Annotated in this window: 10 protein-coding genes; 8 read left to right on the top strand and 2 right to left on the bottom strand. The window is 72.8% G+C overall.

Features of this window, described 5'->3' with window-relative positions; genetic code table 11:
- Positions 1–84 precede the first annotated feature (84 nt).
- From WME95_RS06015 to WME95_RS06045, 7 genes are all read left to right on the top strand, one after another.
- Positions 85–1,314 (top strand): glycosyltransferase family 4 protein, encoded by a 1,230-nt coding sequence (locus WME95_RS06015; RefSeq protein WP_437907472.1) that lies wholly within the window; start codon positions 85–87, stop codon positions 1,312–1,314.
- Positions 1,315–1,399: 85 nt separating this feature from the next.
- Positions 1,400–2,428, top strand: coding sequence for an NAD-dependent epimerase/dehydratase family protein (locus WME95_RS06020; protein WP_437907473.1), 1,029 nt, complete (start codon positions 1,400–1,402; stop codon positions 2,426–2,428).
- 4 nt (positions 2,429–2,432) lie between these two features.
- A complete protein-coding gene (locus WME95_RS06025; RefSeq protein ID WP_437907474.1) occupies positions 2,433–3,593 on the top strand; it encodes a glycosyltransferase family 4 protein in 1,161 nt (386 codons plus the stop codon).
- Positions 3,594–3,906: 313 nt separating this feature from the next.
- Positions 3,907–6,009, top strand: a complete 2,103-nt coding sequence (locus tag WME95_RS06030; protein ID WP_437907475.1) for a DUF4215 domain-containing protein — start codon at positions 3,907–3,909, stop codon at positions 6,007–6,009.
- A gap of 167 nt (positions 6,010–6,176) precedes the next feature.
- Complete coding sequence (locus WME95_RS06035; RefSeq protein WP_437907476.1) at positions 6,177–6,929, top strand: ribonuclease HI; 753 nt, start codon at positions 6,177–6,179, stop codon at positions 6,927–6,929.
- A gap of 73 nt (positions 6,930–7,002) precedes the next feature.
- On the top strand, positions 7,003–8,019 hold the full coding sequence (locus WME95_RS06040; RefSeq protein ID WP_437550058.1) for a peptidylprolyl isomerase: 1,017 nt from the start codon (positions 7,003–7,005) through the stop codon (positions 8,017–8,019).
- On the top strand, positions 7,971–8,486 hold the full coding sequence (locus WME95_RS06045; RefSeq protein WP_437907477.1) for a YkgJ family cysteine cluster protein: 516 nt from the start codon (positions 7,971–7,973) through the stop codon (positions 8,484–8,486). The genes WME95_RS06040 and WME95_RS06045 overlap by 49 nt, the downstream gene beginning before the upstream one ends.
- Positions 8,487–8,504: 18 nt before the next feature.
- On the opposite strand, the gene WME95_RS06050 is transcribed toward WME95_RS06045, so the two are convergent.
- The gene (locus tag WME95_RS06050; RefSeq protein WP_437907478.1) at positions 8,505–9,998 is read right to left on the bottom strand and encodes a serine/threonine protein kinase; all 1,494 of its coding nucleotides are present in this window, start codon (positions 9,996–9,998) and stop codon (positions 8,505–8,507) included.
- Positions 9,999–11,630 (bottom strand): 2,3-bisphosphoglycerate-independent phosphoglycerate mutase, encoded by a 1,632-nt coding sequence (gene gpmI, locus WME95_RS06055; protein WP_437907479.1) that lies wholly within the window; start codon positions 11,628–11,630, stop codon positions 9,999–10,001.
- Positions 11,631–11,732: 102 nt separating this feature from the next.
- Between gpmI and WME95_RS06060 the strand changes: the two genes are divergently transcribed.
- Positions 11,733–12,299: a Uma2 family endonuclease gene (locus tag WME95_RS06060; RefSeq protein ID WP_437550064.1), complete on the top strand. Its 567-nt coding sequence runs from the start codon at positions 11,733–11,735 to the stop codon at positions 12,297–12,299.
- The last annotated feature ends 562 nt before the right edge of the window (positions 12,300–12,861 follow it).

Below are 12,861 nucleotides of genomic sequence, written 5' to 3' on the forward strand. Positions count from 1 at the left end.
GTCGTGCCCGGCGGCGACGCTCCGGCGCCGCCCCCGCCGAATCCCATGAATGCCCGCGAGCGCCGGTGCATCGAAGCGCGGTGAGTGAAGATACTCCTCCTGTCGCAGTGGTATCACCCCGAGCCGATCGCGCGCCCCCATCTGCTCGCAGAGGCGCTGGCCGAGCGCGGGCACCAGGTGATGGTGGTGACCGCGTTCCCGAGCTACCCGCATGGCCGCACTTATCCAGGGTACCGACAGCGCCTCTGGGACGTGGAGCACGCGAGCGGCACCAGGGTGATACGCCTCCCGAGCTACCCTGATCACAGCCGATCGCGCGTGCGGCGGACGCTCAACTACGCGAGCTTCGCCGCCTCGACAGCGCTGCTCGGGACTGCCCTCTCCGGGCCGGCGGACGTCGCCTGGGTCCATAACCCCGCACCGAGCCACGCCATCGCCGCCTCGTGGCTCGCCGCGCTCCGCCGGATACCGTGGGTCTATGAGGTCCAGGACCTCTGGCCCGAGACCGCGGCGGCCTCGGGCATGCTCGACAACAGGCTCGTGTTCGCTGGCATCGATCGCGTGAACCGCGCCCTCTTCCGGCGCGCCGCGGCGATCACCGTCATCAGCCCGGGGCTCGAGCGCGAGCTCTCCCGCAAAGGCGTCTCGACAGACAAGGTGCACCTGATCCCGAACTGGGCCGACGATCGGATCTACAGGCCGGTGGAGCCCGACCCGCAGCTCGCGGCGGAGCACGGGTTGTCAGGGCGGTTCGTCGTCCTCTTCGCCGGCAACATGGGCCCTGCCCAGGCCCTCTCCAGCGTGCTCGACGCGGCCGAGCGGCTGCGCGACCTCACCGACGTGCGGTTCGTGATGGTCGGGGACGGGAACGACGCGCTCAGGCTCCGGCGCGAGGCTGCGGCGCGGGCCCTCTCGAACGTCGTCTTCATCGGCCAGCAACCCCACGAGCGCATGCCGCATTTCTTCGCGCTGGCCGATGTGGTGCTCTCGCACCTCCGGCGCGATCCGCGCTTCGAGATCACGATCCCCTCGAAGATCCCGGCCTACATGGCCGCCGCCAGGCCGGTGCTCGTCGCGGCGGGCGGGGATCCGGCGGATCTGGTGCGCAATAGCGGGGCGGGGCTCGCCTGCGAGCCCGAGGACCCGGCGGCGCTCGCGGACGCCGTGCGGCGGTTTCACGGCATGACGCCGGAGGCGCGGCGCGCGATGGGGGAGGCCGGCCGGCTCTATTTCCTTCGCTGGTTCACGCGCGAGCCGCTCGTGCGTCGTTATGAGGAGATCTTCGCGCGCGCAGCGGGTGAAGCATCGTCGTGAGGACGCCGGCGCCCTCGGGCACCGGCGCGAGGCTGGGGGTACCTAAGGACGCAATGCACCGGCGCATTGCGGTGAGCATCGTTCCATGGGCGAGACGACAGGCACAGCGGGGGGCACCATGCAGGGGTACAAGGACCGGCGGATCATCGTGACCGGTGGGGCGGGCGCGATCGGCGGCTCGCTCACGGCGGCCCTGGCCGACGCGGGCGCGGAGGTGATCGTGGTGGACGACCTCTCCTCCTCCTCCCGCTGGGGCGTCCCGGCGCGGCGCAACGTGCGCTTCGTGGAGGGGAGCGTCGTTGATGACGGCTTGCTCGCGGCGGTGTTCCGGGAGCAGCCATCGCACGTCTTCCACCTCGCCGCGCTGTTCGCGAACCAGAACTCGGTGGACAACCCGGAGCGCGATCTCGAGGTCAACGGCCTCGGCACATTGCGGGTGCTGCAGCACGCGCGGCGCAGCGGGGCGCAGCGCGTCGTCTTCGCCTCGTCCGGGTGCGCGCCCTACGGCAGCGACCCGCCGCGGCCCGTCCACGAGGAGCACCTCGCGCTCGACGTCCACACGCCTTACCAGGCCACCAAGCTGCTCGGCGAGCTCTATTGCAATTATTTCTGCGGTCATCCGGCCGGCCACGACGGGCTGAGCACCGTGCGGATCCGCCCCTTCAACTCGTATGGTCCGGGCGAGGTCCCTGGCCGATACCGCAATGTGATCCCCAACTTCATCTACTGGGCCCTGCGCGGCGAGGCGCTGCCGATCACCGGGACGGGAGAGGAGACCCGCTCGTTCACCTACGTGGGTGACATCGTCGATGGATTTCTCCGCGCGGGCACCGCGGCGTCCGCCTCGGGCGAGGCGTTCAACCTGGCGTCGGGCGAGGAGATCGCCATCCTCGACGTCGCGAGAGCCATCAACGAGTTGACGGGCAACCGCGCCGGCGTCCGGTTCGTCGGGCGCCGGTCGTGGGATACGCAGCGCCGTCGGGTCGCGTCCACCGACAAGGCCCGTCGCCTCCTCGGCTTCGAGGCGCAGACGGGCCTGCGCGAGGGGCTCGCGCGCACCGTGGGGTGGTTCCGCGAGCGCTGGGCCCAGATCGAGGCCGACGCGCGCTTCTAGGGACATGCGCGTCGCGCTCTGGGGCCCCCTCCCGCCGCCCGCCGGCGGAATCACGCGGTGGATGCGGAACTACCTCGACGCGGCGGCAGCGGCGGGCATCGAGGCGGACGTCATCGACACCTCGCCCCGAGGCGCCTCGACCGATCCGACGAGCAGGCTTCGCCCCGCGCGCGTGGTCCGCGCGGGCGAGGCGCTGGCTGCGCTTCACCGGCTGCTCGCGCGACGCCGGCCGGATGTCGTTCATCTGTGCACCACCCTGTTCTGGGCGACCGCGCGCGACGGCCTCGCGGTGGAGCTGTGCCGTCGCGCGGCGGTGCCGGCCGTGCTCCACCTGCGCCTGTCGCCGCAGATCATCGCCTGGCATCGGGCCCTGCCGTGGCCGGCTCGGCAGGCCGTGCGCGCCGTGCTGGGCCGCGCCGCAGCCGTCATCACGCTCTCGGAGGAGCTGCGGTGTTACGTGCAGGCCCTGGTTCCAGGGGGCCGCGTCCTCCGGATCGCCAACCCGGTCGACACCGGCGGCTTCCACCCCGCTGCCGCGCCGCGCTCGCCCGGCCAGCCGCTGCGGGTGCTCTTCGCGGGGCTCGTCACGCCGCAGAAGGGGGTCCTGGAGCTCGCGCGGGCCGTGCTGGCGGTCGAGGGCCTGACCCTCGCGCTGGCGGGGCCTCGCGACGCAAGCGGCGCTGCCGGCCCGTCCCGCCGCCTCGACGAGGCGCTCGCGGAGCTCGATCGGCAAGGCCGCCTGAGCCTGCTCGGCGAGGTGCCCGAAGACGCGATGCCCGCTGTCTACCGCGACGCGGACGTCTTCTGCCTGCCGAGCCATGGCGAGGGGCTGCCCAACGCGTTGCTGGAGGCCATGGCCAGCGGCCTGCCCTGCGTCGTCACGCCGGTCGGCGCGGTGCCGGAGGTGATCCAGGGCGAGGGCCGTCGGGTGGCGCTCCTGGTGGCGCCGAGAGACGAGGACGCGCTGCGGGGCGCGCTCCGATCCCTGCGCGACGACCTTTCCCTGCGGGCGCAGCTCGGCGAGGCCGCGCGCCGGCGCGCCGTGCGCCGTTATGCCAGCAGGACGATCATGGCGGAGTACGCCGCGCTGTATGCGCAGCTCGCGACGGCCAACTCTTCGCGTCCCGAGCCCCGGGACGAACATCACGGCTGCGCGGGGCCGTAGACCGCTCGCCGTACGGCGTCGGGAAGCTCGCCCCCCGCCTACGCCTGCATGGATCGAGTCCGGTGGGAGCTCATGCGGCGGCCGGGAGGCGTACGCGGCGGCGAGCTGCCCGCCGCCATGGCGCGGTCGAGGGCCCGGCGCGCTGCGAGCGCCGCGCGTCGCAATAGGGGCTCTCCCGATCCGTTTGGCTGCTGGCGTCCTCTCGATTCCATATCAGTCTAGTGCGCCGATGATCGACCGCCTGCGCGTCCGTCAGGCTCGGATCGAGCCTTGAAGGGACGTCGCCGTTCCCGCCAGAAGCGGAGGAATCGAGGTGTCAGTGCGAGCGGACCTCTTCAGAAGCGCTCCGTTCACGAAGGTTCTGTCGCCGCTCGTCATCGCTGCTGCTTTGACCGCGGTCGACTGCGATCGTCCCCGGCAGGCGCCGGGGCCGGAGGCCGGCGGCGGCGGGAACGGCGGGAACGGCGGAGGCAGCGAGGACGGCGGAGGCGGCGGGGGCGGAGGGGACGGAGCGCCTTGCGTCACGGCCGCGGACTGCCCCGGGGTCGACGGCGCGTGTCGGCTGCGCACCTGCGAAGGCGGCCGGTGCGCCCTCGACGACGCGCCGCGGGGAAAGCCCGTGGGCGAGCAGGTGCTGGGCGACTGCAAGGCGCGCGTTTGCGATGGGCATGGCGCCGTGATCGAGCTCGACGACGACCAAGACGCCTTCTCCGACGGAGACCCGTGCTCGGCCGACGTGTGCGTCGCCGGGGCGCCGAAGAACCTTCCGGCGCCGGCGACCACGGAGTGCGGCGGACCCGACGCGACCGGAGCGCGCTATTGCGATGGGAACGGCGCTTGTGTCGAGTGTCTCGTCGCTGGCGATTGCCTGAGCAACATCTGCGTCGAGAACAGCTGTGTCGCGCCAGATTGCGGCGATGGCGCGATGAACGGCGCCGAGACCGGCGTCGACTGCGGCGGCTCGGAGTGCGTGCCGTGCGCGGATCTCGAGGCCTGCCTCGCCGGCGCGGACTGCCGGAGCGGGATCTGCGCGGACGGCAGGTGCCGCGCGTCGTCGTGCGCCGACGGCGCGACGAACGGGGCGGAGACCGACGTCGACTGCGGCGGACCGGCGTGCTCGCCTTGCGCCACCGGCAAGGCGTGCGCCGCGGACGGCGATTGCCTGGGCGGCCGCTGTTCAGGGACGACGTGCCTCCCGTCGTGCACCGACATCGCCCGGAACGGGGCGGAGACCGATATCGACTGCGGCGGCCCCGCGTGCGTCGGGTGCGCCGCCGGAATGCGCTGCGCCGTCGGGCGCGATTGCCTGAGCCACGTGTGCAGCGCGGCAGGCACCTGCGCCGCGCCGGTCTGCGGCGACGGCGTGGTCAACGCCGCCGCGGAGGCGTGTGATGACGGCAATACGAGCACCACGGACGCGTGCCTCACCACGTGCGTCGCCGCCTCGTGCGGGGACGGGTTCGTCCGCGCCGGCGTCGAGGCGTGCGACGACGGAAACGCGAGCAACACCGACGCCTGCCCGACGGGCTGCGCGCGCGCCGTGTGCGGGGACGGGTTCGTCCGCGCCGGCGTCGAGGCGTGCGACGACGGGAACCGGAGCGCGGGCGACGGGTGCAGCCCAGGGTGCCTGCTCGACGGCTGCGGCGACGGCGCGATCCAGGCCGGCGAGGAGTGCGACGACGGCGACGCCGACAGCGCCGACGGCTGCCCTATCACCTGCCGCGCCGCGAGGTGCGGCGACGGCTTCGTGCGGGACGGCGTCGAGGGCTGCGACGACGCCAACACGTCGAGCGGCGACGGCTGCAGCGCGGGCTGCATGGTCGAAGCGCGGTACACCTGCCGGGGCACGCCGAGCGTGTGCACGTACGCCAAGGAGCGCAACTGCGGCGACGCGGCGGACGATGACCTCGACGGCGAGACGGACTGCGCCGACCCGGACTGCGCGCTCGGCTGCGACGCTGCCGTCGGCGCGTGCTCGCCCGGGCAGGTGCTGTGGGTGCAGTCGTCCACGGACATCCCCAAGACCGTCACGGATCGCGCGGTCGCTGCCAGCGTCCTCCCTGTCGTCTCGAGGGGCGCGATCCGGCGCGTGACGCTCGAGCTCGACATCGCGCATTCGTTCGACGGAGATCTCGATATCTCGCTCACCTCTCCGGCTGGCGCGACGGTCGATGTGTCGAGCGACAACGGCGGCTCCGGCGACAACTACCGGAGGACCGTCTTCGACATGGGCTGCGCGAGCGCGGTCACGGGGGCGATGGCGCCGTTCCGCGGCTGCTTCCGCCCGGAGTCGTCGTTCGCGGCCTTCCTCTCGGGGCCGGCGAACGGCACGTGGACGCTCCGGGTCGGGGACGACGCCGGGTCCGACTCCGGTACGCTGACCGCGTGGTCGCTCGCGCTCTGCATCGACCCGTGATCGCAGGGCGGCGCGGCCGCGCGCGCCGCCAGCGTCGCTGTCCGCCTTGCGCGCCGCGAGGGCTGCGCCGAGGGCAGGCGCGGCCGCGCCCGGCCGGCGCGATAGGCCGGGCTCGCCTGGCGTGGTCTCCCGTACCGGCGGCCTTCGATCCATGCCAGTGTGCGCTCGTGCCCTGGGTCCGCGCATCGCTTCGAGGTCAAACCGTCTATGCTCGCGCCGACGCCGCCGGCGCCCTGGTCGCGGAGGAGGGCGGCGGCGTCGAGATCCGCTACAAGCCGCACGACGGCCGCAGGTACAAGGCGCGCGCCGACAACCTGACCGTGGTCGACCCGAAGGTGTTGCCCGACGACACCTGTGGGCCCGCGGAGGCGGTCGTGAAGGCGCGCGCCGGCGAGCAGCCCGAGGGGGGCGCGGCCGCCCCGGCGCCGGCCGGGCGCGCGCAGCGCAAGGCGCCGGCGCGGGGGGAGGCCGGTGCGGCGCCCGTCCCGGAAGGGGCTGTCATCGTCTACGCGGACGGCGCGTGCTCGGGGAACCCGGGGCCCGCGGGGCTCGGCGTGGTGGTCATCGACGGCGGCCGGCGGATCGAGCGCAGCGAGTTCCTCGGCACCGCGACCAACAACATCGCCGAGCTGACGGCCATCCTCCGCTCGCTCGAGGAGGTGGACGAGCCGGGGCGGCCCATCGTCATCCACACGGACAGCCAGTACTCGATCGGTGTGCTCCAGAAGGGGTGGAAGGCGAAGGCGAACGCCGAGCTCATCGCCTCGCTGCGCGGCGCGCTCGCCGCGCGGCCGCGCGCGCGCCTCGTGTATGTGCCGGGGCACGCCGGCGTGCTGCTCAACGAGCGCGCCGACGCGCTCGCGCGCGAGGCCGTCCGCGAACGCGCCTCCCGTCGGACGGTGTACCCCGGCTCCGGCTGAGTCCGGGGCAACCCGGGCCGCGCAGGGCCGGAAACGCGTGGAACCGCCTGGGGCCCGGTGGTAGAGCCGCGCGATGCGTGTTCCGCTCCGCCTCGCCCTCGCCGGGCTCGTCGCCGCCGCCGCCTTCGCCTCGCCGCTCGCCCACGCGGTCGTGAGCGAGCGGATCGTCGCCGTCGTCGGCGATCGCGCCATCCTGCTCTCGGATCTGCGGCAGCGGGCTCGCCCCTTCCTGCTTCAGATCCAGGCCAGGGTCCCGCCGGGCGCGCAGCAGGCGGCGGCCGAATCGCAGGTCTTCCGCGATCTCCTCCAGAAGATGGTGGACGAGGAGCTCGAGGGCCAGGCCGCCGAGAAGGCCAATGTCCGCGTGACCTCCGAGGAGATCGAGAACGCGTTCCGGAACATCGCGGCCGCGGAGCAGATGACGGTCGAGGAGCTGTTCCGGACGGCGCGGGCGAGCTCGGGGCTCACCGAGCAGGAGTACCGCGACGAGATCCGCCGGCAGATCCTCGAGGGCAAGATGCTGCAGCTCCGGGTGAAGGGCCGCGTGCGCATCACCGAGCAGGACGTGCGGTCGGCCTTCGATCGGCTGGTGCGCGAGGAGCGCCGGCGGCGCGACTACCACCCGGCGTGGATCGTCCTGCGCGTCCTGCCCGGCTCGAGCGCCGAGGCGGTCGAGGAGCGCCGCGCGCTCGCCGCGGCGCTCGCGGAGCGCGCGCGCGGCGGCGAGGATTTCGCGGCGCTCGCGGGGCAGTTCTCGGACGACACCGCGACCCGCGAGGAGGGCGGCGACCTCGGGGTCCGCGCGCCGCAGGGGACGCAGGCCGCGGTGACCGGCCAGCGCCAGGTGATGGCCCCGGAGCTCGAGGCCGCGCTGATGGCGATCGAGCCGGGCGGCGTGACCGGGCCGATGCGCGCGGGCGATGCGTTCGTGGTCATGAAGCTCCTGAGCCGCCAGCCGTCCCGCTTCACGACGCTCGAGGCGGCTCGCCCGGAGGTCCTCCAGCGGCTGCAGGCGGAGATCATGACGAAGGCCAAGCAGAAGTGGCTCGACGACCTGAAGCGCGGGACGCACGTGGAGGTCCGGCTCTGACGCGCAAGGGCGAGCGGGGCGCGACGGGCGCGCCGCGCGCAGGCGGCGCGCGCGGCGGGGGAGATGCGGTCGTCCCCGAGTGCACCGCGTGCGGCACCTGCTGCTTCTCGGCCCTGCCGGAGTACGTCCGGGTCTTCGGCTGCGACCACGATCGCATGGACGATCGCGCGCGGGGGTTCACGCGCTTCATCGGCAACCGCTGCTACATGCGCATCGAGGACGGCCGCTGCGCCGCGCTCACGCTGGACGCGGAGCACGGCCGCTTCCTGTGCTCGATCTACGAGGTGCGGCCCGACTGCTGCCGCGCGCTCGAGCGCGGCAGCGGCCAGTGCCTCGGCGAGCTGCACGAGAAGCGGGAGCGGCCGCTCCTCGCGCTCGAGGCGCTCCGCCGCCGCGCGGGCGGCGCGAGCGGCGAGGGAGACGCGGGGGGCGCAAACGGCGCGGGGGAGGCGGGCGGCGCCGTGTAGGTGCGGCCGGCGTCGCCGTCAGGGCGACGCGTCCCTGTCCGGAACCGGCGGCGCGCCCGCGTCGATCGCGCCGCGATCGATCCGCATGCTCACGTCGAGCGTGACCGTCTGCCCCTCGGAGACGGTGATCGTGCGCTTCTCCTCGGGCGCGTTCGGGTGCCGGAACGTGACGTAGTGCCGCCCGGCCTGGAGCGGGATCGCCCGCGCCATCGGCGTCACGTCGATGAGCTCCCCATCGATGACGACCTCCGCCCACGGCCTGGCGAGGACCTTCAGGTAGCCGCGCTCCTCCGAGCGCCCGCCGGGCTGCCTGACCTCGGCGCTGGGCGGCTCCGCGGCGTCGTGCGGGCGGAGGCTGAGCTCGATGAGCGCGCCGCCCGCGACGACCAGGGCGAAGATGCCGACGAGCCGGCCCACGTCGGGCGCGAGCGACGGCGCGCTGCGCTGCTCGGCGGCGGGGCGCGCGGAGGGCGCCTGCGCGGGCGGCAGCTCGTCGCCGCCGAGCTTGGCCGTCGCGAGGGCCCTCGTGATGAGCGCGCGCGGCTGCGGTTGGCCGCGCTCCGCGAGCTCCTCGGCCAGGGCGTCCGCGACGGCGCGGCCGCTGTCGTAGCGCTGCTCCGGCTCTTTCTCGAGGCACCGGAGCACCACGCGCTCCAGGCCGCGCGACACGTCGGGCACGAGCCCTCGCAGCGGCTGCGGCGGCGCGTTGCGGATCCGGTGCGCGACGGCCCTGCCCTCGGCCCACCGGTCCTCGTCGCGCTCGCGCGGCGCGCCGGGGGCGCCCGACGCGCGGTTCGACGCGCGGTTGGAGGCGCGGTTCGACGCGTGGTTCGACGTACGATTGGCATCCTCCGGCCCCGCCTTCGGCTCGTCGAACGGGCGCACGCCGGTGAGCATCTCGAACAGCACAACGCCGAGCGCGAACACGTCCGCCTGAGGCCCGGGCTCCGCCCCGAGGATCTGCTCCGGCGCCATGTAGTCGGGCCGCGCGAACGTGTCGCTGCCCTCGAACGGCTCCGGCAGCGAGGGTTGCCGGCCGTCGGACGCCGCCGCGAACTCCAGGATCTTCACGCCGCCCGCGGGCGTGACGATGACGCGCTCGGGGCGCAGCTCGCGGTGCACGACGCCCCGCTCGTGCGCGTGCCCGAGGCCGCGCGCGATCTCCAGCGCGATGGCCGCCGCGGCGCCCTCGTCGAGGCGGCCAGCGCGCGCGCACAGGGCCGCGAGCGTCGGCCCCGAGAGCGGCTCCAGCACGAGCCATATCCGGTCCTCGTCGCGCTGGAAGTCGTGGATGTCGATGATGTTGGGGTGCCGGATGCGCGCGAGGATCTTCGCCTCGCGCTCGAGGCCGGCCGCGAACGCGCTCGCGGCCGACACCGTGGGCTTGAGCGTCTTGATCAGCGCCGCCCGACCGAGCCCCGCGTGCTCGGCCCGGTACGTCACGGTGAGCGCCCGCGACGAGACGGCCTCGCGCAGGATGTACGGGCCGAGCTGCCTCTGGTCGGCGCCCACTTACCGCTGTCGGACGCGGAGCGTGCGCCCCGTCATCGCCGCGGGCTGCGGGAGGCCGAGGATCTCGAGCATCGTCGGCGCCACGTCGCAGATGCGGCCGCCGGACCGGAGCACGATGCCGGGGTCGTTCTGGTTCAGGTAGTAGAGCGGCACCGGGTTGAGCGTGTGGGCGGTGTGCGGGTTGCCGTGCTCGTCCTTCATCTGCTCGCAGTTGCCGTGGTCCGCGGTGATGATCAGCGCGCCGCCGGCCTCGCGCACGGCGTCCCCGATGGCGCCGAGCCCCTTGTCGACCGCCTCGTTGGCGTGGATGGCGGCCTCGAGGATGCCGGTGTGCCCGACCATGTCCGGGTTCGCGAAGTTCACCAGGATGAAGTCGTACTTGCCGCTCTTGATCGCGGTCACGACCTCGTTCGCGACGCCCGCCGCGCTCATCTCCGGCTTCTTGTCGTAGGTGGCGACGTCGCGCGGCGAGGGCACGAGCTTCCTGTCCTCGCCCGGGAACGTCTCCTCGCGGCCGCCGTTGAAGAAGTACGTGACGTGCGCGTACTTCTCGGTCTCCGCGCACCGGAGCTGCGTGAGCCCGGCGCGGGCGATCACCTCGGGGAACGACTCGGTCACCTCGTCCTTCGGGAACGCGACCGGCAGCTTCAGCGCCGCGTCGTACTCGGTCATGCCGCTGTAACAGTGCTCCTGGAAGGCGAAGACCGGCTTGCCCCGGTCCGAGAGGAGCTCCAGCACCTCGTCCGGCAGGTTCCGCCGCGTGAGCATCGCCGAGATCTCGCGCATCCGGTCAGGCCTGAAGTTGACGGAGAGGCCGACCTCTTCTCCCTGCCACTCCCAGCGGGGCTCCTGCGAGGCGAAGTCGGCCACGAAGTCGCCCTTGATGCCGCTGTAGTCGCCGATGCGGATGGGCTCGACGAACTCGTCCGTCTTCCCGGCCGCGTACGACTGCTGGATCGCGTCGAACGCCGTGTCGGCCCGCGGCGCGTCGCCGCGCACGATCGCGGCGAATGCCTTCATGACGCGGTCCCAGCGCTTGTCGCGGTCCATGGCGTAGTACCGGCCCGAGATGGTGCCGATGACGCCGACGCCCTGGAGCGCCTCCTCGATCTTCTCGACGTAGCCCCACGCGCTCTTCGGCGGCGTGTCGCGGCCGTCGAGGAACGCGTGCAGCACGAGGGGCACCTCGTGGAACTTCGCGAGCTTGATCAGCGCGAGGAAGTGGTCGAGCGACGAGTGGACGCCGCCGTCGGAGACGAGCCCGAAGAGGTGCACCCGGCACTTGCGGTCCTGCGCGATCCGGAACGTCCGGTCGATGATCTCGTTCGAGCCGAGCTTGTTCTCGGCGATCGCGACGTCGATGCGCGAGATGTCCATCAGCGCGATCCTCCCCGCGCCGAAGTTCAGGTGGCCGACCTCGCTGTTGCCCATCTGCCCCACCGGGAGCCCGACGTCCGGGCCGCTCGTCCCGATCAGCGTCTTCTCGGAGTCGCGCTTGATCGCGTCGAGGTTCGGCATCGCGGCGAGGGCGATCGCGTTCTGGTCCTTTTCTTCGCGCTCGCCGAATCCATCGAGGATGCAGAGGACGAGCGGACGGGGGCGTTGCGTGGGGGAGGGGGCTGCTTCGCTCATGGCGGCGGAATCTACAACGAACCCGCGGCGATCGGAGGGGGGCTGCTCACGGATTTTCGCCGGGCGAGCCGCCGCGCGCGGCGTGCATGCTAACATCCGACCATGTCTGACTGCGCCCGTCGCGCCACGTACCAGGATGTGCTTGACACGCCGCCGAATCAGGTGGCGGAGGTCCTGAACGGCGTCCTCCACGCGACGCCGCGGCCCTCCGTGTCCTCCCGCAACGTGACGTCGGTGCTCGCGGGCGAGCTGTACCTGCCATTTCGTCGGGGCATCAAGGGGCCTGGCCGGTGGGCGCTGCTGGTCGAGCCCGAGCTGCACCTCGGCACCGATCCGGACATCGTGATCCCTGACATCGCCGCGTGGCGCCGCGACCGGATGCCGCAGATCCCGATGCGGAACGCGGCGATCTTCCTCGCGCCCGACTGGGTGTGCGAGGTGATCTCGCCGTCCACCGAGGCGCTCGATCGCCGCGACAAGATGGAGATCTACGCGCGCGAGCTCGTGGCCCACTACTGGCTGATCGACCCACGGCTCCGGCTCCTGGAGGTCTACCGCATCGACGGTGGGCGGTTCGCGCGCGTGGGCGCGTGGGAGGGTGACGTCACCCTGCGCGCGGCGCCGTTCGACGCCGTGGAGATCGAGCTCGGGGTTCTCTGGCAGGAATAGCGCAGGAATAGCGCAGCAATAGCGCCGAATCTGCCGTCGCCGGTCGGCGTCGAGCCGCGCGCCGGGCGAGGTGCGTGAGCTCCGCTTTATCGTGATTGTCACCCCGAGATCGGGGAAGCGACGACCGTCCGCCGGATGCAGCCGGGGCGTGCGGCTTGCATGGGTGTTGAGGACACTCGGCCGTTCGCGCTCGTCATGAGCAGCCGTCACACGGGGGGATGGACATGAAGCGCATCAACATCATCGGCCTGCTGGCCGCGCCGCTCGCATGCCTCGGGGCAGCGCAGCTCGCCTCGGCCTCACCCACGACGCCCGTCGAGGAGCTCGTCCTCATCGCGGAAACACGAGCTCCCGTCGCCGCGAATGCAGCCGACGCTCGTCCTGCACGCCAGTGGCCCTGGTACGGTCCCTGGTACGGGTCCTGGTATGGTCATTGGTACAGGCCCTGGCATGGGTACTGGCACGGTCATTGGCACGGGCACGGTCATTGGCACGGGCATGGTCATTGGCATGGTCACTGGCACGGTCATTGGCATGGTCTCTGGTACGGGCACTGGCGGTG

It is taken from the genome of Sorangium sp. So ce327, assembly GCF_051530205.1.
GTDB lineage: Bacteria > Myxococcota_A > Polyangia > Polyangiales > Polyangiaceae > Sorangium > Sorangium cellulosum_B.

Coding starts and splice junctions, on each gene's coding strand:
- WME95_RS06040 (WP_437550058.1), top strand. CDS start 7,003: ATGCGTGTTCCGCTCCGCCTCGCCCTCGCCGGGCTCGTCGCCGCCGCC.
- WME95_RS06060 (WP_437550064.1), top strand. CDS start 11,733: ATGTCTGACTGCGCCCGTCGCGCCACGTACCAGGATGTGCTTGACACG.
- gpmI (WP_437907479.1), bottom strand. CDS start 11,630: ATGAGCGAAGCAGCCCCCTCCCCCACGCAACGCCCCCGTCCGCTCGTC.
- WME95_RS06025 (WP_437907474.1), top strand. CDS start 2,433: ATGCGCGTCGCGCTCTGGGGCCCCCTCCCGCCGCCCGCCGGCGGAATC.
- WME95_RS06020 (WP_437907473.1), top strand. CDS start 1,400: ATGGGCGAGACGACAGGCACAGCGGGGGGCACCATGCAGGGGTACAAG.